The sequence below is a fragment of the Pseudomonas sp. P105 genome (assembly GCF_032614175.1).
Lineage (GTDB): Bacteria > Pseudomonadota > Gammaproteobacteria > Pseudomonadales > Pseudomonadaceae > Aquipseudomonas > Aquipseudomonas rhizophila.
Genome location: NZ_CP126693.1, coordinates 3,823,646 through 3,847,302, shown reverse-complemented (window position 1 = coordinate 3,847,302; position 23,657 = coordinate 3,823,646). Strand labels below are relative to the sequence as shown.

General features: G+C 57.6%; 18 protein-coding genes. 9 read left to right on the top strand and 9 right to left on the bottom strand.

Annotation, left to right across the window (positions count from 1 at the left end; all coding sequences use genetic code 11):
* The first annotated feature begins 23 nt into the window (after nucleotides 1–23).
* Complete coding sequence (locus QOM08_RS17180; protein WP_163854298.1) at nucleotides 24–1,661, top strand: bifunctional 3-(3-hydroxy-phenyl)propionate/3-hydroxycinnamic acid hydroxylase; 1,638 nt, start codon at nucleotides 24–26, stop codon at nucleotides 1,659–1,661.
* Nucleotides 1,662–1,739: 78 nt separating this feature from the next.
* Here QOM08_RS17180 and QOM08_RS17175 read toward each other — a convergent pair whose 3' ends face one another.
* Nucleotides 1,740–2,426: a GntR family transcriptional regulator gene (locus QOM08_RS17175; RefSeq protein WP_041020398.1), complete on the bottom strand. Its 687-nt coding sequence runs from the start codon at nucleotides 2,424–2,426 to the stop codon at nucleotides 1,740–1,742.
* A gap of 330 nt (nucleotides 2,427–2,756) precedes the next feature.
* Here QOM08_RS17175 and QOM08_RS17170 point away from each other — a divergent pair, with 330 nt between their 5' ends.
* The 5 genes from QOM08_RS17170 (at nucleotide 2,757) to QOM08_RS17150 (ending at nucleotide 9,946) form a co-directional block, all read left to right on the top strand.
* The gene (locus QOM08_RS17170; protein ID WP_163854295.1) at nucleotides 2,757–4,409 is read left to right on the top strand and encodes a DUF1302 domain-containing protein; all 1,653 of its coding nucleotides are present in this window, start codon (nucleotides 2,757–2,759) and stop codon (nucleotides 4,407–4,409) included.
* A gap of 24 nt (nucleotides 4,410–4,433) precedes the next feature.
* Nucleotides 4,434–5,786 (top strand): DUF1329 domain-containing protein, encoded by a 1,353-nt coding sequence (locus QOM08_RS17165; protein ID WP_041020400.1) that lies wholly within the window; start codon nucleotides 4,434–4,436, stop codon nucleotides 5,784–5,786.
* An 87-nt stretch (nucleotides 5,787–5,873) separates the two neighbouring features.
* Complete coding sequence (locus QOM08_RS17160) at nucleotides 5,874–6,968, top strand: WD40/YVTN/BNR-like repeat-containing protein (protein WP_041020401.1); 1,095 nt, start codon at nucleotides 5,874–5,876, stop codon at nucleotides 6,966–6,968.
* A complete protein-coding gene (locus QOM08_RS17155; RefSeq protein WP_041020402.1) occupies nucleotides 6,965–9,367 on the top strand; it encodes an efflux RND transporter permease subunit in 2,403 nt (800 codons plus the stop codon). Before QOM08_RS17160 ends, QOM08_RS17155 begins: the two co-directional genes overlap by 4 nt.
* Nucleotides 9,368–9,376: 9 nt before the next feature.
* Nucleotides 9,377–9,946, top strand: a complete 570-nt coding sequence (locus QOM08_RS17150; RefSeq protein WP_239548659.1) for an NADPH-dependent FMN reductase — start codon at nucleotides 9,377–9,379, stop codon at nucleotides 9,944–9,946.
* A 353-nt stretch (nucleotides 9,947–10,299) separates the two neighbouring features.
* Here QOM08_RS17150 and QOM08_RS17145 read toward each other — a convergent pair whose 3' ends face one another.
* From QOM08_RS17145 to QOM08_RS17125, 5 genes are all read right to left on the bottom strand, one after another.
* A complete protein-coding gene (locus QOM08_RS17145) occupies nucleotides 10,300–10,920 on the bottom strand; it encodes a hypothetical protein (protein ID WP_316911911.1) in 621 nt (206 codons plus the stop codon).
* 86 nt (nucleotides 10,921–11,006) lie between these two features.
* Complete coding sequence (locus tag QOM08_RS17140; protein WP_316911910.1) at nucleotides 11,007–11,306, bottom strand: hypothetical protein; 300 nt, start codon at nucleotides 11,304–11,306, stop codon at nucleotides 11,007–11,009.
* Nucleotides 11,307–11,390: 84 nt separating this feature from the next.
* The gene (locus QOM08_RS17135) at nucleotides 11,391–14,576 is read right to left on the bottom strand and encodes a UvrD-helicase domain-containing protein (RefSeq protein WP_316911909.1); all 3,186 of its coding nucleotides are present in this window, start codon (nucleotides 14,574–14,576) and stop codon (nucleotides 11,391–11,393) included.
* 2 nt (nucleotides 14,577–14,578) lie between these two features.
* Nucleotides 14,579–17,194: a PD-(D/E)XK nuclease family protein gene (locus QOM08_RS17130; protein WP_316913239.1), complete on the bottom strand. Its 2,616-nt coding sequence runs from the start codon at nucleotides 17,192–17,194 to the stop codon at nucleotides 14,579–14,581.
* A 466-nt stretch (nucleotides 17,195–17,660) separates the two neighbouring features.
* Nucleotides 17,661–17,825, bottom strand: coding sequence for a hypothetical protein (locus QOM08_RS17125; RefSeq protein WP_165933340.1), 165 nt, complete (start codon nucleotides 17,823–17,825; stop codon nucleotides 17,661–17,663).
* Nucleotides 17,826–17,969: 144 nt separating this feature from the next.
* Here QOM08_RS17125 and QOM08_RS17120 point away from each other — a divergent pair, with 144 nt between their 5' ends.
* The 3 genes from QOM08_RS17120 (at nucleotide 17,970) to QOM08_RS17110 (ending at nucleotide 19,823) form a co-directional block, all read left to right on the top strand.
* The gene (locus tag QOM08_RS17120) at nucleotides 17,970–18,500 is read left to right on the top strand and encodes a hypothetical protein (RefSeq protein ID WP_316911908.1); all 531 of its coding nucleotides are present in this window, start codon (nucleotides 17,970–17,972) and stop codon (nucleotides 18,498–18,500) included.
* The gene (locus QOM08_RS17115; protein WP_316911907.1) at nucleotides 18,478–18,834 is read left to right on the top strand and encodes a hypothetical protein; all 357 of its coding nucleotides are present in this window, start codon (nucleotides 18,478–18,480) and stop codon (nucleotides 18,832–18,834) included. Before QOM08_RS17120 ends, QOM08_RS17115 begins: the two co-directional genes overlap by 23 nt.
* A gap of 236 nt (nucleotides 18,835–19,070) precedes the next feature.
* Nucleotides 19,071–19,823, top strand: coding sequence for an NAD-dependent deacylase (locus QOM08_RS17110; RefSeq protein WP_316911906.1), 753 nt, complete (start codon nucleotides 19,071–19,073; stop codon nucleotides 19,821–19,823).
* Between the two features lie 28 nt (nucleotides 19,824–19,851).
* Here the strand turns inward: QOM08_RS17110 and QOM08_RS17105 are convergent, their stop codons facing one another.
* The 3 genes from QOM08_RS17105 to QOM08_RS17095 form a co-directional block, all read right to left on the bottom strand.
* Complete coding sequence (locus tag QOM08_RS17105) at nucleotides 19,852–20,388, bottom strand: GIY-YIG nuclease family protein (protein WP_316911905.1); 537 nt, start codon at nucleotides 20,386–20,388, stop codon at nucleotides 19,852–19,854.
* 34 nt (nucleotides 20,389–20,422) lie between these two features.
* A complete protein-coding gene (locus tag QOM08_RS17100; RefSeq protein WP_316911904.1) occupies nucleotides 20,423–21,445 on the bottom strand; it encodes a WYL domain-containing protein in 1,023 nt (340 codons plus the stop codon).
* 93 nt (nucleotides 21,446–21,538) lie between these two features.
* Nucleotides 21,539–23,626 (bottom strand): AAA family ATPase, encoded by a 2,088-nt coding sequence (locus QOM08_RS17095; protein ID WP_316911903.1) that lies wholly within the window; start codon nucleotides 23,624–23,626, stop codon nucleotides 21,539–21,541.
* Between the last annotated feature and the right edge of the window lie 31 nt (nucleotides 23,627–23,657).

Genomic DNA, 23,657 nt, shown 5'->3' with positions numbered 1-23,657 from the left:
AACTACAAGAAGCGGAGTAGACGATGGACTACGATGTCATCATTGTTGGAATGGGACCGGTGGGTGCCTTGTGTGCCAATCTGGCCGGTCTGTGGGGGCTCAATGCCCTGGTGGTGGACAAGTCCGAAACGGTCTATGCCAACCCTCGGGCCATGGGCTTTGACCATGAAGTGATGCGCGTCTTCGGCAATATCGGCCTGGCTGAGAACATTGCCGAACATGTCATGCCTTACCGCCCTTCGGAATACCGCACGACCGGTTCACAGTTGATCAAGCGCATTGACGCTGCCCAGCCGCCTTTTCCACTGGGTTGGGCGCCGAACTATGTGTTTTCCCAGCCGCCGGTGGAGCGCGCACTTCGTGAAAAAATCACCAGTTTTAATTCGGTAACCGTTGAGCTTGGCGCTGAGGTGTTGTCGGTCAACTCTGCTGAGTCCCAGGCGAATGTCCGTATCCAGGCGAAGGATGGGACCGAGCGCACGGTCACTGCCGCCCATGTGCTGGCGTGTGATGGTGGCACCAGCCCGATCCGCACCGGACTGGGGTTGAAGATGGACGACCTCGCATTCGACGAGCCGTGGCTGGTGGTCGATGTGATCCTCAACGAAGGGGCGGGGGAGGATCTGCCGAAGACCAACGTACAGTTCTGCGAATTGGCCAGGCCGTGCACTTTTGTGGTCGGCCCCGGGCGACATCGTCGCTGGGAATTCATGATCAATCCGGACGAGCAACCTTCGGAAATCTCACAGCCTGAAACGATCAAGAAGCTGATTGCCCGTTGGCTGCCGGAGCAGGACTATCAGTTATGGCGGGCTTCGGCATACCGATTCCATGCATTGATCCTCGAGCAGTGGAAAGCCGACCGGGTGTTCTTCCTTGGAGACGCGGCCCATATGACGCCGCCATTCCTGGCACAAGGCATGTGCCAGGGGATTCGCGATGCCTTGAATCTGGTCTGGAAAATCGCTCTGGTGAAAGAGGGACTGGCCGCTCCGGATTTTCTGGAGACGTATCAGACCGAGCGGATCCCTCATGTGCGCCAGACTACCCTGGCGGCCAAGGAGTTCGGTGGTGTGATCTGCGAGCGCGACAGTGAAAGGGCCGCGAAGCGGGACGCACGGCTGATCGAACATATGAAGGAGAACCCGGGCGGGACCATCCGGCAATCGCTGATCCCCGGTCTGTCCCAAGGGTTTATCGCGCAGGTGTCTCCAGCCGGAGAGCTGTTTCCCCAGCCAATGGTGATCAACCATGCCGGCAAGCAGGCCTTGCTCGATGAATTTACCGGTCAGGCGTTTCGCGTGGTCGTTGCCCCCGGTTTCGATGCCAGTGCATTGTTGAGGTGCCTGCGTAGCAGCCAGTCGCTTAAAGGCTTGCCTATCCACGTCGTACGGTTGGTTAACCCTGAGCAATCAGGGGCTCGTGCTGTCGATGAGTACCAGGAAGTCGATGGGTTGCTAGCGCAATGGCTGGAACAGCGAGGCTGTAATGTGGTGATCGTGCGGCCCGATCACTACGTGTATGGCGGGGCGGTCACGGTGGCCTGGGCGATGGCATTGCTCGAGGGCATGGAGCTTGCGCTGTGGTGCAAGCCGCCGCAGAAGCCCGCGCCGGCCCAAGGCGGTGTTTGCGATAAGACGATCAGGTTCGCACAGGCTTAACGCCTGAAAGGCAACACGCCCTTCGCCTGGCACTGTCCACGAAAACAGTGCCAGGCGAAGGGTTTTTTTACATGAGGCTTATTGAAGCGTGGCTTGTCGGCGCTCTATGGCTTCTACGATCCGGCCCAGGGTTTCCTGGATGTGATTGCGCAGTAAGGTGACGGCTTTCTCGGAGTCGCGAGCCAGCGCCGCTTCCATCAACTTCTGATGCTCGTTGCCCTTGTGCCGCTGGGTAATGCGCTGCTGGGCGGAAAAGCGTCGGTAGCGTTCGGCCCGATCAAACAGCGAGTCGATCATCTTCAACAGCAGGGGCGATGGACACGCCGCAAACAAGGCGAAGTGAAAGGCCTTGTGTCGGGTCGACCATTCATCATCGAGTACCAGCACACCGCTGCCGAGTTTTTTCTCGACCAGATTCAGGCGATGAAATGCCCCGAGCACATCGGCTTCCCAGGCGTCGTCGCCCTGTTGGATGGCATCGGCCAACGCCTCGCATTCCAACAGGCAGCGCATGCGCGTGATGTCGCGAAAATCAGTGACGGAAATCGGGGCAACTCTGAAGCCTTTGTTATCGCTGGCCTCAACCACACCGTCCTGGGTCAGTCGATTGAGGGCTTCACGAATCGGCGAGCTGCTGAGTCCGTAGGTCTTGGACAACTCTGCGACCTTGAGCTTTTCACCGGGGGCCAGCTCACAACAGACGATCGCTTTTTTCATCTTCGTCAACGCGACATCGATCAGCGGAACGCTGGGAGAGTGAATCATGGTCGGAGTCGTCCTTAAATTTGCACTAAACGCATTTTATGCGCAAAACAAAGTTTAGTGCAAAGACTGATTAAGCGCCTGCTGTCGATGGGGTTTTCTGCCAGGTCTTTCGGGCCACTGCCTGCTGTCCCTCCTTCTCTCAACCCTCAACGCGCGGTGCCCGCCTGAATCCGCTTGACTTTGATTTTGCGCAGGGATAGTTTTTTGTGCACAAAGTGATACTGAGTGCAATAAAAGCATTTTTACGCATTGTGGCGACGCCAGCGGTATTCGCGGCCAATGCTGCGAGTGGATGACCTTTTACAAAAACAAAAAAACAGGAACATCTTCATGAAAACAGCCAACCAGCGGTTCTGCCCGTTGCCGGTCTCCAGCCTTGCTTGCGCAGTCAGCGCAACGGTACTGCTGGGCCTTTCAACCCAGGCGCAAGCGTTCCAGATCGATACCGGTAATCCCGACCTTTCGGCGACCTGGGACAACACCATCAAGTACAGCAACGCCTGGCGCGTGAACAAACTCGATCACAAGGTGGCGGTGGGCCCTGGGACCTCCAACAGCAATCCCAACCTGGACGACGGCGATCGAAATTTCGATCGCGGTCTGATTTCCAATCGTCTGGACATCCTTTCCGAATTCGACATCAAGTACAAAGACGTCGGTGCACGCCTCAGTGCGGCGTCCTGGTACGACAACGTCTACAGTCAGGACAATGACAACGATTCGCCGGGCACCGCCAACTCGGTGAGTGTCGACCACGATGAATTCACCAGCGACACCCGCCGTATCCATGGCCAACGGACTGAAATCCTCGACGCGTTTGTCTATGGTTCGACGGAAATCGGCACGACCTCGTTGTCCGGGCGGCTCGGGCAGTTCACCCAGATTTACGGTGAAAGCCTGTTCTTCGGCGCCAACGGCATTGCCAACGCCCAGTCCACCGTGGACCTGGTGAAGCTTCAATCAGTCCCCGGTTCCCAATTCAAAGAAATCCTGATGCCCACCAAGCAGGTGTCTGGCAACTGGCAACTGAACGACACCGTGAGCGTGGGGGCTTACTACCAATTTGAATGGAACAAGACCCGTCTGCCCGCCGCAGGTAGCTACTTCAGCGGTGCGGACTTTGTGGGTGAAGGCGGGGAGCGGGTGTTCTTCCCCACGGGTGAGTTGCGTCATGGCAAAGACAAGGAGGCGAGGGACTCCGGGCAGTTCGGCGCACAATTGAAATTCGCGGTGGAGGACTGGGAGTTCGGGCTCTACGCCGCGAAGTATCACGAAAAAACACCGGTGTTCTACTTCCGCCCGGCCGCGCTGGTGCCGGGGGCCGACGACTCGTTTATCAACGTCTATCCCGAGGACGTGAAGGTCTTTGGTGCCAGCTTCAGTACGCTGGTGGGCGAGGCCAATATTGCCGGTGAAACATCGATCAGGCTCGATACGCCCCTGGCGGGTGTCGGCGGCACCATCGTCACTGGCATGGACGCCGACAACGATTCCAACCCCGCGTATCCCATTGGTCGGTCGTGGCATGCCCAGGTATCGATGATCAATGTCTACGGCGGATCCGCGTTGTGGGACGGCGCTTCCCTGGTGGGTGAACTGGCGTTCAACCGACGGCTGAGCGTGACCAAGAACGCCGATCAACTGGACCCCAACACCACGCGCGATGCGTTCGCCATGCGCTTCACGTTTGAACCGCAATACTTCCAGGTTTTTCCTGGCATCGACGTCCAAGCGCCGATCACCCTTGGCTATAACCCGTCCGGGCGTTCTTCCGTCACGCCCCAGGCATTTGGCCCGGAACATGGCGGCGACCTGACCCTGGGTCTCAAGGCCGATTACAAGAAGCAGTGGTACGCCTCGCTGAGCTACACCAACTTCTTTGGTGAGGCCGGGCCCGTCATCAATTCAGCCAATTCGTTCACCTATCAGCAAAACATGAAAGACCGGGATTTCGTGGCGTTTTCGGTCCAGCGAACCTTTTAAGCAAAGAACAGGCGGGCCCTGATAATGATAAAAATTAAACTGCTGTTGCTGTCCACTCTGTCGATCTCCCTCTCTGTCGGTACCGCGCTGGCAGCGGTCAGTCCTGACGAGGCGGCGAAGCTCAAGACCACGCTGACGCCCATGGGCGCCGAAAAAGCTGGCAACGCCGATGGCTCGATCCCGGCCTGGACCGGCGGCTTGACCAAGGATGTCGCCGGGGCCAAGTTCGGCGATGTGCCTGCCGATCCGTTTCCCGGCGAAAAACCGCTGTTGCAGATCACCGCCAAGAACGCTGCGCAGTACGCCGACAAGTTGAGTGAAGGAACCAAAGCCCTGTTGGCCAAATTCCCCGACACCTTCCACCTTGATGTCTACCCGACTCACCGCAGCGCTGCGGCGCCGGACAGCGTCTATCAAAACACCTTCGCCAATGCCACCAATTGCAAGACCACCAGCAATGGTCTGTCAGTAGAAGGGTGCTACGGCGGGATCCCGTTCCCGATTCCGAAAAACGGCAACGAGGTGATCTGGAATTTCCTCCTGCGGGTCGAAGCCGAATCGATACAGATGGGCTACGCCAATGTCATCGGTAACGCCGACGGGACGCGGACGTTGGCCAGTCGTGGCGTGGAAAACTGGCAATACCCGTATTACTACAAAGACGGTGCTGCGGATAAATGGTCCGGGCAGTATGCGCTGCTGCGGTTCCTGACCAGCGAGCCACCGTTCAAGGCCGGGGAATCGCTGGTAACCCATGACAGTATCAATGCCCAGCAACCCCGGGAGGCCTGGCAGTACCTGGTCGGCCAACGTCGCGTGCGGCGTGCGCCAACCGTGGGCTATGACACGCCGGACTTCGTCGCTTCAGGCGCCAACTATTTCGATGAGGTGCACGGCTTCATTGGCCATCCGGATCGCTACGACTGGAAACTGGTGGGCAAGAAAGAACTGTTCATCCCCTACAACGACAACAAATTCCATGCTGAAAAACGCGACGATGCCTTTACCGCCAACCACCTGAATGCGAATAAAGTGCGCTGGGAACTCCACCGTGTCTGGGAGCTTGAGGCCACGGTTGCGCCGGGCAAACGCCACGCCGTGCCCAAGCGTCGATTCTTCATCGATGAAGACAGCTGGACCATCTCACTGGTGGATGGCTACGACGCCGAGGGCAAATTGTGGCGTGTTTCCCAGGTGTTGCCATTCGTGGTGCCGTCCATCCCGGCGGTGGTGGTCAAGCCTGTGGTGATCTACAACCTGCAGGCCAAGACCTACAGCGTCGTCCAGGGCCTGAATGGGGAAACCTACAGCGTGATACCGCGCAAACCCGAAAACTTCTTCACCGGAACGTCGGTGGCATCCGGGTCGGTTCGCTAAGCCTCGCGACAATCGGCTAAAACGTTGGCTCTCTGTAGGTGGTGCACGCCCATCGCTTCCAGAGAGCGGCATCATCGGGGTTCTGACATGCCTATTTTGTATTCGCGTCACATCAAGGCCTTCTTGGCCAGTCTTTGGATGGCGACGATGGTTTATGGCTCGGCGGCTTTAGCGCAAACGACTGGATTGCCGCAGCAACCGGCCATCCACAGCACGATGGCAACTCAGTCGGTCATGCTCAGTGTGGCCCGGGCAGGGCAGCGGTTGGTGGCCGTGGGCGAGCGAGGTTTCATTATCGTCTCGGATGACAACGGGGCGACCTGGCGGCAAGTCGGTTCGCCGGTCAGCGTGACGCTGGTCAAGGTGCGTTTCATCGATCACAACCAGGGCTGGGCGGTCGGGCATGCGGGGATCGTCCTGCACAGCACGGATGGTGGAATGACCTGGGCGAAACAGCTCGACGGCATCCAGGCTGCCGAAATTGAACTGGAACAAGCCAGGCGCGACACCGACGGGCAGGCTCCGGAGCGTCTGTCCCTGGCTCAACAGTTAATGGATGAAGGGCCGGATAAGCCGTTGCTCGACGTGCTTTTCCTCGATGCACGAAACGGTTGGGTGGTGGGGGCCTATGGTCTTGCTTTCGTCACTCATGACGGCGGGCTCAGTTGGCAATCCATTCGCTCCCGCGTCGAGAATCCAAACGGTTTGCATCTCTACGGTATCGCGCAGGTAGGGACCGATGTCTTCATGACGGGCGAGCAGGGGACGTTGCTGCGTTCCAGCGACACGGGCCAGTCCTTCGAGGCACTGCCGCCCCCTTATGAAGGAACGATCTTCGGTCTAGCAGTCACCGACAACCATTCGATCCTGGCGTTCGGACTGCGTGGTAAAGCCTTCGAGTCGCGGGATCGCGGCGAGACCTGGAAGCGCCTCGACACCTTGCAGCCGGTGACGTTGACCAGCGGCCTGCGTCTTGATGACGGTTCGGTCCTGCTGGCAGACGAATCGGGCCGGGTGCTGCGTTTTGCCGATGGCGATACACAAGCCACCGCCCTTCAGATATCTCAACCTCGTTACTTCACGGGCATGACGCAAGCGGCGAACGGTGACCTGATCATCAGCAGCACGCGGGGCATGCTGTCGTCCGCCCTGAAAGTGGAATCGTCGGAGCCGTCACGATGAACAGTTTTACGCACTCTGCCGAACACTCGCCTGCACTTGCATCATCGACGTTTGATCCTGCTTCCGGGACCTTGGTCGAGCGATTGCTGTTCAATCATCGCAGCATTGTGCTGGGCATCTGTGTGCTGCTCAGCCTGGTGCTCGGCTATCAGGCGCTGAGCCTGAAGCTCAATGCCGCCTTTGAAAAAATGATCCCCACTGATCACCCCTATGTGCAGAACTATCTGCAAAACCGCAGCCAGCTGGGAGAGGGCGGCAATACCTTGCGGATTGCGATCGAGGCCAGGCAGGGCAATATTTTAAGCGCCGCATACCTGGAAACGGTCAAGAAGATCAATGACGAAGTGTTCTTGCTCCCCGGTGTCGATCGGTCCTACATGAAGTCCCTCTGGACGCCGGCCACGCGCTGGATTGGCGTGACCGAGGAAGGCTTCGACGGCGGGCCAGTCATCCCGGACGATTACGACGGCTCGGCCAAAAGCCTGGAACAGGTGCAGCAGAACATCGAGCGTTCGGGCGAGGTGGGGCAGCTCGTGGCCTCCGATTTCAAGTCCAGCATCGTGCTCCTGCCGCTTCAGGAAAGCACCTCGGATAACGGTACTCCGCTGGACTACAACGCACTGTCAAACCGACTCGAACAGATTCGGGCCAAGTATGAAAACCAGGACATCCAGATTCACATCACTGGTTTCGCCAAGGTGGTGGGAGACCTGATGGACGGCATGCGGCAAATGCAGTTGTTCTTCGCCGCGACCCTGGTGATCTGCGGGCTCGTGTTGTTCTGGTACACCCGTTGTGTGCGCAGCACAGTGCTGGTGCTGCTGTGCTCGATCATCGCGGTGGTCTGGCTGCTGGGTTTGCTGCCGACCCTGGGCTTCGACCTGGATCCGTATTCCATCCTGGTGCCGTTCCTGGTGTTTGCCATTGGCTTGAGCCATGGCGCCCAGAAAATGAACGGCATCATGCAAGACATCGGCCGCGGTGCCGACAAGCTGGTGGCGGCGCGCTTCACCTTTCGCCGGCTGTTCTTGACCGGGCTGATGGCGCTGGTGGCGGACGCCGTGGGATTTGCGGTGTTGATGATCATCAAGATCCCGGTGATCCAAGACCTGGCGGTTACCGCGACCCTGGGTGTGCTGACACTGATCTTTACCAATCTGATCCTGCTGCCGATCTTGCTGTCATACACCGGCGTGAGCAAAGTGGCGGCGCAACGGGAAGCCGCCAACGACCGTTTTTCCCAGTTGGACGCCCATCACGCACGGCATCCGCTCTGGGCTTTCCTGGATCGCTTCACCGAACGCAAATGGGCCACCGGCGCGATCCTCATCGGAGGGGTGCTGGGGGCGGTGGGCTTTGCCATCAGTCTTCACGTCAAGATTGGCGACTTGAATCCCGGCGCACCGGAGCTGCGTCCCGAGTCGCGCTACAACACCGACAACCGCTTCATGGTCAGCAACTTCTCCGCTAGCAGCGACAAGTACGTGGTGATGGTTAAGACCCCGCAGTATTTCTGCGCCAATTATCAGACGTTGGTAACAGTGGACGCCCTGGAGGCGCAACTGCAGCAGCTGCCGGGCGTGGTGTCCACCACCTCGCTGGCGGCGCTGAGCAAGCAGGCCGCCGCCGGCATGAACGAGGGCAGCATGACCTGGTATGAAATTCCCCGTAACCAGGGGCTCCTGAATGCAATCATCACCCGCGCCCCCCGTGAGTTGTTCAACCAGAACTGCGACTTGTTGACCGTGTACGTGTACCTCACCGACCACAAGGCTGACACGCTCACCCGCGTGGTGCAGACGGTCGAGCAGTTCGCGGCAGGCCATGACAGCGACCAGATCCAATTCTTGAACGCGGCGGGCAACGCGGGTATCGAGGCCGCTACCAATATCGTCGTGAAGCGTTCCAACATCCAGATGCTGTTCATGGTGTACGCGGCGGTCATCGCCCTGTGCTTTATCACCTTCCGCTCTTGGCGTGCGGTGGTCTGCACGGTGTTGCCGTTGATGCTGACCTCTGTGTTGTGCGAGGCCTTGATGGTGGGGCTCAATATAGGTGTGAAGGTGGCGACCCTTCCGGTGATTGCGCTGGGGGTGGGAATCGGTGTGGATTACGCGCTCTACATCCTCAGCGTGACGCTTGCCAACCTGCGCAATGGTTCCAGCCTGTCGGATGCCTATTACCTGGCACTGTTGTCCACTGGCAAGGTGGTGGTGATGACCGGGATTACCTTGGGCGTGGCCGTGACCACCTGGGTACTGTCGCCGATCAAGTTCCAGGCCGACATGGGCATTTTGCTGGGCTTCATGTTCGTCTGGAACATGGTGGGGGCGTTGATCCTGGTGCCCGCGCTCGCGCATTTTCTCCTCAAGCCCAAGCCACAAACTGTGAGTGTTTAAATGACTGTAATGATAAATATCCTGGGCTTGTCCGGCAGCCTGCGTCGGCAGTCGGCACATACAGCGATCCTGCGTACTGTGGCCGATCGATTGCCTGAGCATGTCCGGTTGACGCTCCATGGATTGGACAGTATTCCCCCATATAACGAGGATGATGATGGCGCTCATGCGCCACAGGCCGTGATTGCCTTGCGCGCCGCCGTGGCGGCGGCCGATGGGGTATTGATCGGCTCGCCGGAGTACAACCACGGTATGTCCGGCGTGTTGAAAAATGCGTTGGACTGGTTGTCCCGTCCTCATGGGAAATCGGTGCTGCAGGGCTGTCCGGTATTGAGTTTCACTGCCTCGCCGGCGTTCACGGGTGGGGTGCGCGCGCATCAACAGCTCAATGAAACGCTCTGGGCGATCCAGGCGGTGCAGGTTGTCTATCCGCAGATCGTGATCGGCAACGTGACCAGCAAAATAGATCAGGGGCAGCTACGGGACGAATCAGCTCGGGCTTTTTTATTGGATGGCGTTGGCGCGTTGATCACGCAGATCGCTAACGCGCCTATGAGGGGACGTTCACGTTGCTCTTGATGCCTGCTGGAAACGAGTCCAGAATTAAGTCCATTCCTGCTTCAGGAATAACGGAAACCCCTTAGATTTCAATGGGTCGGACGCTAGATACGAGTCTCGTTTCCCGCTCCAAGATTCAGAAAAAAGATAGATTGGCCTATGTCCGAGCAAGATGCCCTCGACATTCTCACGATGGTATCGCTGATGCATCGTAAGCTTGATGTCACCTGCAAGATATACCCTTAGGTTCAGTAGGGTGAGCCAGCGGATTTCTTCAGCCCCTTCGTCCCGACTCACCTCTATCGAGAAAAATGCGATGCCGGTCTATTTCATTGAACTCGAGTGCTTTGGCTCATGCCTCCTGAGGCACCGCTTCAATCGAACATCAATGCCCGCGTCAAACTAAGATCATAATCCGTATCACCCAAATGGCTAGCCATACACATCAAGCCAAACCCCACGGCCTTATGCTTGTTCCAAAGTCTTTCAAGATTTTCTACCAGCGGCAGCAAGCATTTTTCTTCGTAGGGGCTGAGCTCGAAGTCGCTCGGCTGTGAGCCAATCGTGTCGAAGTAATCGCTAGCCACCAGCTCCTCCTCTGCATCCGATCGCAAGCAAGTCATTTCATCGTAGGCGCTGTAACAGGTCTCGCGCTCCTCGGCCATGAATGCTTGGAACTCGGCTTCGTCGTCGGGGAGTTCCTCCCTCAAGTCATCGGGTACATCGGCCAGGCTTTTTATGAGCTTCCCACGATAGTCCTGCTTGAGTCGGGCAACGAAGTAATCGAGGCGATCGAATTTATCGGAGGTGTCCGATAACCATCCGGCTTTGACGTTCAACCATCGCGCATCACTGACTTTATCCATCAGAGTGTCCAGGTCGTCTCCTAGTGGAGTACGGCCGAATACCGTTTTCAGAAAATCGTGCTGCTTGTTGAACTCGTCGTATTGTTTTTCGTAAGCAGAATCTATTTCGTTCGCTTGTTTGATAGTCATAGGTAAGGCTCGTTTGGACTGCCTAAGAGTAGGGCGGTGGTCTGGAAAGTGGCCGTGATTCAGATAACGAAAAACCTGCCAGGTCGTTATTCTTCGATGCCCATTACCGTGTATACGCCGGGCTTTACCCGCACGTACTGTACTTTGGCACCTTTACCAACACTGAATCCATCCGCACCGGTCTTTCCATCTTGTGCGTTGTTGGCGACGGTGGTCCCAATCGCCGACTTCTTGAAGAACTCGAAACCAATCCGATATTTTTCCACCAGCTCCTTACCCTCGGGGCACATTACCCGGCGTCGCTCCGAGGTCAGCTCCTGAACCTCGAAAGGGTCGTTCAGGGCACCATTACGTATTTCCAGCAGAATGGATTCATACAACGTCATGCTTTTTCCCTTAGAGTCAGGCGGTCAGAAGGAATCCTGGCCGCCGGGATTGATCGTCAATGCGCGGGTGAAACACGCCCATTGTTAAAAAACGCGAACCGCACCGGCCGCTATAGGCAGGAAGAGCCAGGCCTCTGTCACAGGTTTGCCGGAAGCAGCCTCAATCGCTTGGGCATACGCGTTGAGTTGGCCGGCATGTTCCTGGGCCAGCCGCTCCCACTGTGCCTCGGGAGATGGATTGGATTTATGGTCAATGAGTACCCACCCCTCTTTTGTATCCAGCAGCAGGTCGATGCGTCCATTCAGTACCTGCCCTGAGGTGAGCAACTGTTGCACCGGGTACTCGGCCATGGCTTTAGCCTGCGGCCACCGGGACTCGATCCACGCATGCAAGGCAGATAGCTGATTGATGACCTGGCTGGCGCTCACATGCTCATGTACTTCATGGTTCAGCAGCAGGCGCTGCACTTCGTCCAGGACGACGGGACGGCTTGGATCGGTGAACGAGAGGCACAGACTGGCGTGAATCGCGGTCCCCAATGCACTCATTTCCGGGATGCCCTGCAAGGCAATGCGGGTACCGATTTGGCATTTTTCGCCGGCGCCAGTCACCGATCGGATGACGCTACTGGACGGTTGAAAGCTCAGTTGCATGCGGGGCTCGGCAGCTACCAGTGGTGCAAACCAATGCAGATTTTGCATGGCAAATGGGATAGGTTCTGGCGTATGGCCGGCGGTAAGTGTTTGACAGTCGGCCGGCAGCGTTTTTCCGTTAGGTAAACGTAGGACCTGCTCGCCTGGAGTTGTCATCAGCCACGGAGCCTGGACGCAGTCGAGCCACTGCCCGGTTGTTTTTCTGCCGGAACGTGCAATCACCAGCAGATCGCGGGCGCGGGTCATGCTCACGTAGAGCAGGCGTTTTGATTCTTCAACAGCTTCCTCTCGGCACGTTTGGGCCAGGCTGGTCTGCTCGAACTTCTCGGCCAGTGGGACCTTCTGCTGTTTGCCTAGAGGCCAAGGCCAGTAGCGGATGAAGCGGTCGTGCAATGGTTTGTGCGGATCGAACGCGCTATTGGAGCGCGAAGAAACGGACCATAGACGGTCGCCAATATCGCGAGCCAAATCCATCAGGATGACAACCGGCCATTCCAGACCTTTGCTGGCGTGGTGGGTCATCACCTGAACGGCGTCCAACGCCGGTGTGGCCAATGCATCATTGTTAGCGCTGGCCGTTTCGCCCAACCAGAGCACCAGCCCGGAGATAGATGCAGCCCCCAGCCCATTTCGGCATAGGTCCTCATATTGCTGCGCCAAGTCGATTATTGCGTCGAGGTTGGCCATGCGCTTTTGAGCCTGTGCTGGCGAGGTTGACCAACTCGTGACGCGTGAAGGTAAGTCACACTCAGCGATTAAGCGTTGCAACGCTTCCACAGGCGTCAGCAATGGAAGGTCCGCACGCAGCCGCGCCACTGCCGCAACCAGGGGGTGTGCCCGATAATCGTCGACGTCTTGTTCGCGCCACAGCGCTTTTGGATGACCCGCATGCAAATAACGCAGGCGTTCCGCAACCCAGCTCTCCGGCTCTTCTGCCTCAGCCAGCGAAACAATCTGCGCGGTAGCCAGGGTATCGAAGGGATCATTCAAGCGACGCAAGCACGCCAGCGCCAGGGTTGCTTCTGCGGTAGCCAGCAAACCGGGCTGCGCAGTGGAGCAGGGCATTCCCGCTGCTACGAGGGCGGCGGCCACTTTGGCGACGTTGCTGTGGGAGTAGCAAAGTACGGTGATATCGCCCAGCTGGACGTCACGGATTTCCTTGCTGGTTTTATCGAATACCTGATGCCGGTTTTTCACCAGCTGGCCAATGCCTTCGGCCAACGCACTCACCTGCTCCTCGGCATTGCTGCCATCGAGTAACCAATTGGCGAAGGCGGGCCCGGGCAGTTGGTCCGCTCGAGTAGGTATCAGCTGAACTTCGTCGGGCGGCAAGCTGCTGGAGAACGCGGGGCCAAACACTTCGTTCGCCAGCTCGACCAGCTCCGGTCGTGAGCGCCACGAGTTACGCAACACCTGTTTCTCACCGCCCATTTCGGGTAACGTGTTTAGGATGGCCTGCATCAATGCACAATCGCTGCCACGGAAGCCATAGATGGCTTGCTTGATATCGCCTACCCAGTAAACCCGTTTGGCAAAGCGAGAAAGCTTCAGGAAGACCGCCAACTGCATCGGGCTGGTGTCCTGGAACTCGTCAACCATGACCAGATCAAGTTCTTGCTCCAGCACCTGAATCACGGCGGGGTTGTCTAGCAGTTTCAGCAATGCGTGTTCCTGGTCGGCAAAGTCCAGCACGCCGAGCTCAAGTTTGCTCTGGCCGTACACGTGCAATGCGTCGATGGCCAAGGTGAACACTTGTTCCAGATACACCGTGATATCGCGATGCAAGTCCGTGTGTTCGGCGTAGCGCTCGACCGTTTCGGTCAGGCTTGCAACCAAAGGCTTGAGCTTGGCTTCCGGGGCCGATTTGGCCAACTTTGCCCAGGCACTCCAGCGCGCGTTGCCTTGCAGCAACTCACGGTGGAAATCCATGAGCAGGGATACATAGTCAGCCGTTACTTTTTTGTCGCTATCAGCGGCGACCAGTTGAGCGAGCGCATCGGGAATAATGCCTAGGAGCTCACCACTCAAGTCGGTTTTGGTCGCAGTGGGGAAATGCTCAAGCATGTCCTCGGCATTGCGGACAGCAAAGCCACGAGCCAGATCGAGGTCGATGTCGTTGGTGCGTAATTGATCCAACAGTCTGCGCAGTTCATCGAGCCAGTTGTTGCTCGCATAGTCGCCCTGTTGATGGGTGACCTCCAGGCCAAGACGGCGTGCGATGGCAAGGAAGGTGTCCATGCTTTCACCATGCAGGACCCGATCTACTGCCTGATTGAGCAGCACTTTCGCCTGATTCTCTTCCAGGACTCGCTGTTGTGGTGGCATGCCTGCTTCAAATGCGAAGCGCTCAAGCAATTGGCCGCAAACGCTGTTGACGGTGCCTATTCGGGCCTGCCCCATAGAGGTCGCCAAGCCAATCTCACCTTTTTTGAGTAGATGGCTGCGTACTCGCTCACGAAGTTCGGCGGCCGCTTTTCGTGTGAAGGTGGTGGCAATAACGCCTGCAGGTTGGACCTGCTGACTGAGCAATTCCTGGTGCAGAATCTCTGTGAGCCGGTGAGTTTTTCCGCTGCCGGCGCCTGCGCTGATAAAAGTGATGTGCGCGTTCTTAGGCATTGTCATTGCTCCCATCCGGCCAGGGCCAGGTAGTCGTTGTAGGCTTCCTTGAGGTATTCCATTGGCATCGCTTTCTCGGGCGGTGTTGAAGCCTCGTCCTCTTCAATGCTTTCCAGTGCCACTTCAAAGACGCCCGCAGTGATTTGCACCTGACGCCATTTCCAGGCCTCGGTAAAGCTCTGCCAGAGTTCGGGCGTGGTGCTTGGCGGATTGGCGGGCACCCGTTCCGAATCGGCAAATACGCGGTCATCCGGTGTCAGCAGGCGGGCGGACTCCAGAATGAAATACGCCACGGACGGCAACGAATTGGTCTCCTGACGCAGCAACTCGGCGTAAATCGCCAGTTGCAAATGGCGGTTCGCCTTGAGTTGTTCGGGATATTTTTTGCCGCCGGCCCACTTCATATCGACGATGGCTCGATGCCCGTCTTCTGTAGTCAGTACCAGGTCGGCAGAACCCGCCAGAGCGCCTCCAGCGAATTGCCCGTCCAACGCCTGCTCTGCGGTTACAACGCGGACATTGGCATTGGCAAAGTGTGCTCGCAGCTGGGTCATTGCACGCAACACTCGGTGGCGCAGGGTCGACAGATCAGCACCGCGCCCCTCCATCAACAGCACTGCCCCTTCTTCAAGCACCACACGCGGGAAATGAGTCGAGAACCACGCGGCGAAGGCTGCCGCGTCCATGGTCAACGCGTCGGCTCGGCTGAAAAAGTGCTCAGCTAAACGGTGAGCAAGTGAACCGTTCAGAAGAAAACTGTCGCTCAGGCTGAGGCTCTTGGATGCCTGAATCTTGGCTCCGTATTGCAGCAACCACTGATAAGGGTTGAACAGCAGCAGGTTGAGACTCGAGAAAGAGGCTTTTTCAGGTAGAGTCAGTGGCACGTCTGCGGGCAGTTTCCACCAGCGCTTGCGCACCGGTAGGGGGCTCGACAGCCGGGGAGGGCAGAGTGGGCTTGGCGCAAGCAGAAGGTCCTCTAGCACGTGTACCTTCGGGTGCTGCACAACCGCTTCGATCATCTGCCAAAGTGGATGACTTTCCTCATGTGGCGGCGCCAGCACCAGCGTTAGATTGCGGTTCGCGGCCAGCAAAGGCCGTAGCCAGTCCTGGGCCGCTTGAGCCATCAGCGTTCCACCGCCGGGCAGCGCCACTCCTGCATTTGCGAGTTGCAGCAGTTCCGCCTTGGACCACGGCGAAATGGTGGGCAGTGCCGGCATGGCCAGATTCCACCACACCACCGTGTCCGAGCTCTCAATGGCGGCCCCCGGGCGGGAAACGGTTGAATGAGCGCCGACCTGGGCGGCCAGTAACGGATTATCCGTGCCACTCGCAGTGGCCTGTTCGATCACCTGCTGCAACTGCCGTGGACGCAACCGCTCGACGCCTTGAAGTTGAAGCGTCTCTAGTGTTTCCAAAGCAGCTTCGCACTGCGCATAACCCGCCCGAGCAGCTAGGCTGTGTGCGGGTTCTTCATGGCCCAGGCGCGGCTGAAAGAACGCCAGCAAGCGCTGGACACGCAGCAGCACTTCGCTCAGCGGCGCGCCTTCATCAACACTGAACGTGGGAGCTTCGAGCCAGTGGCCAATGGATGTCCGAACACGAGGCGCTTCGGCACCGTAGTGTTCTGCGATCCGCTCCAGGACTGCTTCCCATTCGGCTCCGACAATACCCGGCATACTCGATACCTTGGTCGCCAACTGTCGACGGGCAAACAGCCGAATCGGGCATATCGGATGGGTCAGAAACTGTAATAGCGCCGGGTAATTCAGTGGCGCCCAAAGCAACTCCATTGCCAAAGGCAATACCTGCAGGGCTGGCCGCAAATCGCTGCTGCCATTCAGGCCATGGCGAGCTTGGTTTGCACCGACTAAATGACCATCAAGGCAGCCGCCTTCGGCATCGGCCACCAGCAAGGTCTGCACGCTTTCATCCAGCGAGCGGCTCAACCAGCTCGCCGCCAACACTCGAGTCTGTGCCTGAACTACCTTTACCGTGCCGTCCTCTTGCCACGGCATCGGTGTCACGCGCTCACCGGCAATGCTCTTGCGCAGTTGCGTCTGCAACTGGCCTAGGAAGCCTTGCGCCGTGCCCACGGGCACCTCAAGGCGCTCGTGTGGGAGTTGATGCAGCACCGCGTGCCAACCAAGTGGGTACACCTCCCAATCGTCAGCCAGCAGCACATTCTTGATCGGTGGTCGCCGCACAGCCAGAGCCGCGGCAACATTGTGCAGGCGTTGCCCAATCGATGGCGCGACTACCTCGCGGGCTTTCATCTCTACCTCGGTAAGGTCCTTCAGGCGTTGGCTGGCATCTGCCTCCACGCGCCCATCCCAACCGTACAGATACAAGTCATCTCGCCAAGCCAGCAATGCTGCGGACACACCCAGCTCATCAGCGGAAAAACTGGCGTTGTAGAAACGCTGTGCGTTGTTGCAGTGTGCCAGGCAATCCCGATACGCCGCTGTACGCTGCGCCGCGCAAGGCTGGCGTGCTGTCAGGCCCAGTTGGGTTTCCAGAATATCCAGAAATCCTTGTGGCCCGACCGTCAAAGCGCCCAGCTCATTGCTCGCCCGGGTTGCCCGTTGACCATCGAGTTGCATACCGAACGTGATGAGCATTTCAGACACGTTGACGCTCCTTGTGAACGTTGAGGGTTCAACACACCGCTATCGGTGAGTTGTTGTAACGACCGAAAGACGAAACACATTTAGCGGCTGGCGGCTACCTTACGAACGAGGTGCGACGGATTGCGTCGTGGTCGACACGTTTGTCAGCGAAGACGCTGTTCTCGCCATATTTGCGACTTATCCAGGATTGAGCCAACTCAGGGCTCGATGAACACGTAAGGCGAGGTTGGGGTGGTGGGCGTTGCGTTCGTTGTGGTGGCGAGTCTTGAGCGACTGGTAATCCATTCCAGGAGTTTCCTTGGGGCAGAGGATGTCCGCTTGGCCTTGGTTATCGAGGCTGTATCGGCGGATTAGGCTCAGGCTTGAGCATTCGGGGATACTCAGTCCAGCGCATTCTCGCGCAGTGTGGCGATAAGCTATCACTTGTTGAGGGGAGGGATCCACAGGTGGAGAAACGTCAGCGAACCTGAGTGGGAGCGTTGAAACACTTGTAACCGGGATACTGGGCTTCGGCAGTGACCTTGGCCATGGCCGAGCTCACTGCTTGTACGGTGATGGTGAAATTGGCTTGCGGACCGGCAGTGGCGATGGAGCGTTGCATGAAGGCGCTGTAGGTTTTCATGAGTGCTGGCTCTGGGTTGTATTGACGAGTCTTCATTGTTGTGATCAGCCGCGACAGGATGTGTCGTGATGCGTGTACGACACAAAATGTCGTTGTCATTTCGATAATGAGCCCTATCGAATGATCAACCGGAAGGCTGTCCGAATGAGCCCTGATGAAAAAGTATTCCAGTTTCTGGATGCCCAGTTGCCCGATGCCGAGAGCATGCGGTTTGTCGAGTCGCGGTCGCCATGCGTTGCGGATGCAGACATTGGCATGCCGTCCTTGAGAGTGTTGAAAGCGCCTGCCGACGGCAATCTTGCCTACCTCACGATCAAGGTCGCGAGCCCCCTGGTCACCATGGTCGATCCCGCGTTACTGCGCATTCTGTATCGTTCGCTGCGCGATGACGCGCTCGCCTCAGACCCGGATGCGCTCAATGATCTTGGCTGGCTATGGATCAACGGTCGTCGCGTCCCTTTCGATAGCGTCCTCGCTCGACGGTTGTTCAAACTCGCGTATGTGTTGGGATCGGGTGAGGCGGCATTCAATCTTGGCGAGCAAGCCTGGTACGGCCGAGGCATGTGCGTTAACCAAGACCTTGCGACCAGTTACTACGAGCAGGCCTATGAGCGCGGCATCACGTGTGCGGCGCAGGCGTTGGGGCGTTTGCATGAAAAAGGACTGGATGGCTAGGCGCCAGACTTTGCCAAGGCTACGCACTGGTACCGGCTGGCTGCCGGAGCTGCGTTTGTGTCAGGAGAAAAATTCTATGGGTTTTGAGAGTTGGGCATCGATGGCGATGCTGGGGCTGATCCCTTCAGTGCTGGTTGCGCTGTACACGCGATGCGGCAAAACCTGGCGTTTACTCAGCGATTGGTATGTCACTACGCAGGAACGTCGAACTCGCGCGAATTGGCATGCCGAGGAAAAGCGCGAGCTCAGATCGGCGTTGCGAGCGGAAAAGGCTCATGTGGAACAGCTACAGCGCAAGGTGGAAATTCTGCTGGCCTTGCTGCCTGTGGCGTAAAGCGAGCGTAACAGAGGAGTAATGACATGCCCATAAGACCAAGACCCTTCACATTTGTCTGTGGCAAATGTGGCTGGAAGAAAACGGTCGTGCCACTTAGCGATGCCCTTGAACCGAGGGATTGGTGCGATCGATGTGAGAAATGTGGAAACGAAGCGTTGACCCGACAACAGGCCAATATGATTGATCGCACGTTGGCTGAATGGTTTGCCCGGTTACGTAGATAGGACGAACTCATGGTCGAATTCCAGGGGCAGCGTTTGCGTGATGCTTCCCATGTGGTCGTATTTACTGGCGCGGGCGTTTCTGCCGAGAGTGGCATCCCGACGTTTCGCGACGCCTTGACTGGCTTGTGGGAGCGTTTCGATCCAGCTGTATTGGCCACCGCTGACGCATTTCGCAAAGACCCGGCATTGGTGTGGGGATGGTATGAATGGCGACGCTCAAAGGTACTTGCCGCCAAACCAAACTCCGCCCATTTGGCTATTGCCGAACTAGCTCGGTTAGTCACCAGGCTGACGGTCATTACTCAGAATGTCGATGATCTGCACGAGCGTGCGGGTTGTCATGGAGTGATTCATTTGCACGGCAGCCTCCATTCGCCGCGCTGTTTTGCGTGTGCCCGGCCTTTTGAGGGGGCCACTGATCAGTTGAATGATCATGAAGACGGACGCAGGATCGAACCGCCACGCTGTCGGCATTGTAACGGCAAGGTCCGGCCGGGCGTGGTCTGGTTCGGTGAGTCGCTACCGGAGCATGCATGGCGCGAAGCGTTGGCGGCTGTCAGAGATTGCGATCTGCTGCTTTCGGTGGGGACTTCGGGGCTGGTACAGCCAGCGGCGGAAATTCCCCGGATCGCCAGGGAACATGGCGCTGTAGTAGTGCATGTCAACCTGCAGCGAGAATCGGTCCATGGAGAAAGGGAGTTCAGTCTCATCGGCAAAGCGGCAGAAATACTGCCGCGGTTGCTTACTCAGGCAAACAAATAGCGGACGCCTTCAACGGTCAGCGAATTGCTTAACGAGCGCCCTGTCTGCCGAACATGGGTCTGTTCGAGGCCCACATGCCATCTTCTATCGCCTGGACGACGGCACCGTCGATCTCTTTGCTGAAACGCCAGGCTTGAATGCGCAACATTCCCTCAAGTTCTGGCAGCCAGTGGCAGAGCTGCATGGCGTAGGTACCTTTATTGCCGAAGCCCAGATGTTGTTTGATCCGCGAAACCAGGTCTGAGGAACTCCCGACATACAGCAGCGCCGAGGCGGGATTAAGACGGCAGTACGCCCGACCGTTTTTCCGATTCAACTTGGCCTCTTTAAAGGCGCCGTAGAACTCTTCGTACACATTGTTTTCAACTGAAAACTGGTAGATGTGGCGTGCATCAGCGCTGCACCAGTTCGTCAGGGATTTCAGCGTTTGTGCGGGATAGTCCTTGCGGATCTCGCTGAAAGGAATGCATACGTCATGGTGGCAATCAATAGTTGTGCCTTCGACGATTTTGGCCAGATTCCGGAGATTGCTGGCGATGTCGGTCAGGGTCGATGGTGTGAGCATATGCGTCTCCCTTTTTAGTGTTCGAGTCGGCGGCTTACAGCAGACAGTTTTCTGGCCCATACGCCGCAGCGGCGCGGCGTAATGTATCGCCTACCTGTTGGCGCAGTACTGCCGGCTCCTGCACGATTAAAGAGTCGCCCAACGACAAAATCCACCAATGCAGTTGCCACGTGTTGTTAACAGTAGCCTGCACCTGGTAACCGTCAGACAGAGCTTCAAGTGCCATGTCTTTACTTAATGGTGTCTCTCGAATCAACCGCGCCTGGTGTTCACTCACCCAAGCCTTGAAGAGGATTTTTTCCGGCTTTCCGAACTGCAACGCATCTGTATCCAGGTAAGTTTTCAATTCAAACGATTCCAGGCCTTGGCATGGAGTATCGAGTACGGTTGCTTCACGAAAACGATGCACGGCGAACTGTCGGACATCGGTGTAGGGCGCGGCAGTAGCAATGAGGTAGGTAATCAGCCCACGCTGGACAATTGCCAGCGGGTTGAGGGTTAGCTCACTGATTTTGTCGTTGTGCGCTGAATAGTATTGGCAATGCACCTGCTGCTCGCTGATCAGGGCGTGCTGCAGTGACTCCAAGGTTTCTGCCTGGATTTCCGGAGCTCGAAGATTGAAATCCGGCCGAACGCTCGCAACTTTGTCGGGCCAGCGTGCGGCGGGGTTGCCGTCTTCGAGGCCTTTGAGTTTTTGCCGGGCATGCTCGAAGCGTGGTTCCAGAACGCTCAACATGCTGCCAGGGAGCAGTGGGCGGATTGCATCTTCGACCAACGCAAGACTTACGGCTTCAGTCAGAGTAATGCCCTGCAACTCGACGCTCACGCCCGGTTTCCAGTACCAACCGAAGGGCGTACCACCATCGTTGCACTGCAATGGAAACACCAGGGACAGGTCACGCAGGTCGCGCTCGATGCTGCGGCGGCTGATGGAGTAGCCAGTGGCCGTCAGGCGAGTCAGCAATTCACTCACTGTGATACCGGGTGAGCGTTTGGGCAGCTGTTGCAACAGCTCCCATTGACGACTCAAAGCGCTATGGGTCTTGGCTGAAGGCAAGAGAATCATCCTTGTGGTGTTGAAGCTGGCTTTTGGCGGGCGAATAAGCCGGTTGTCTGCCTATCGGCGACAATCCGGCAACCTTTAGTCCGTTTAATGTATGAAACCGATAGGGCGCTGCTGCCCAGTGGACTTCAATCGACACTCGGCAAGCAGTGCGCCTGCCAATTCATCCGCGCTGGCGAATGGCTTGAAGCGCCCCCGGCGCGCGACCGCCGCGAAGTCACCGGGAGTCAGGTATGTCTCGCCGCGCAAGCGAGTCGCAGCACTGTTTTGTGGGTCCTTGAGCGCCAAAGCCTTCAGATGTGCGGCAAACAATGTCTGAGCCTGAGCGGTTGCCAGGTAACCGAAATGCACCTTAAGGTCGAAGCGCCGCAGAGAGGCTTGATCCAGATCGAGGATCAGGTTTGTGGAGGCAATGAACAGCCCTCGGTAGCTTTCCATTTGCGTGAGCATTTCATTGACTGCAGTGACCTCCCAGCTTTGCCGCGCCTTGCGCCGGTCCTGCAAAAAACTGTCGACCTCATCTAGCAGGAGTACGGCGTCTTCTCGTTGCGCGAGCTCGAAGGCGCCCGCCAGGTTCTGCTCAGTCATTCCCACGTAAGGGGATACGAGGTCGGAGACTCGCTTGACCATCAGCGGCTTACCCAGCTCCTGCGCCAGCCAGTGGCCAAATGCGGTTTTGCCAGTGCCGGGTGGCCCGTAGAAACACAACCGTGCCTGTGGATGAGAGCGCAAACCGTCAACCAGTCCGTCCAGTGGGAGGTCGGCGTTGATCCACTTCGGAGAATAAAGCGCTGGCAAAGCGCCGTCGGTGTGCTGAAGTTTTTCGAAGCCTTGAGCTTTCAGCGTGCCGTCGACAATGCAGCGAATAGAGTTATCCAGCGCCTTGCTGGCGCGCTGCGACACGCTGCGTCCTACGCGCACTGCCCGCTCCAGCACGGCAGGCGTCATTCGCTCGTGTGCACTGAGGTGTTCGATCAACTGATCGCTCAATTTGCCACCGCCACACTCGCGCAGCATCCGCTTGCGTTGTGCCAGTGGCGGGTTGGGCACCTCGATCACCATATCGAAACGTCGTATATGGGCGGCGTCGATAGCCTCTATGCTGTTGCTCAGCCAGAAACACGGCAGCGTATTTTCTTCCAGCATGCGATTGATCCAGCCTTTCTGCGAGCGACTATTGGCGTCTGCGCTGGCGGTCTGGAAGATGTCTTCGATCTCGTCAAGTACGAGCAAGGCGCGTTGAGAATGCAGCACACTGTTGGCCGCGCGCAGGGAACACAGACGTTGCTTGGCGGACACCGGGTCACCTTGGCTGTCAGTGCAGGCGACTTCATAAAGAGCGCTGCCCAGGCGGTGAGCGATCAGACGACTGAGTTGAGTCTTGCCAGTACCAGGCGGGCCATACAGCAGAATGTTCACACCTTGACGCCCTTCGGCCAAGGATTTGCTCAGGTAGCGTTCGGCGATCATCAGCGGCTGTCTGACATGACTGTAATGCTCCCAGCTCAAGCTGCCGGGTGGACTCAAACGGAACGCATAGGCGAACAGCTCCAGTGGCGTGCCTTTGCTGAAGCGCAGGAGGCCAGGCAGATCCGGGTTGCTAACCGACAACATAGAACTCAACGCCATGACGGAACGGTGGTTGTTGCTTATTTCCAGCAGTCCGGTGCGCATCAGTGGGCTGTTATGCGCTAGGCAGGCCTCGACCTCCGGCAGCGGCAGGCCCAATAGTACTGACAGCACTTTTATTGCACGGTTGAGTCCCAGCATCCCCAACTGATCTGTAGCATCACTGAGTGTCGGATCGGTGTGCATCAGCACGCAAAAACCGAGCACCTGGAGCTCTGCGTTGGCCAAACCCAACAATTCTCCCAATGCCTCAAGATTGGTCGCCAGGCTGTCCGGGTAGGGCGCATACAGGGGATCGGCGTTGAAGCTATGAGCGCCTTTGCGCAGTGTCGCCAAGGCAAGTGCGGGACTGTAATTATCGCCGTTTATCCATTTGGCCAGACCCAGTTCATGCGCCAGATCCTCATCATTGAGGCCGTGTCGGCTGATAAAGGTGCGATGTCCCCCCAGATCCAGCAGCAGTTGGAAACTCCACTTCAGCGATAGCGCACAGGTGTCAACGGCGCGGCGGCTGCCGTGTGCGAAAGGGTTTAATCGGGTTCCCATGCTAGATCTCCTGATGCTGTGGAGGCGGCAG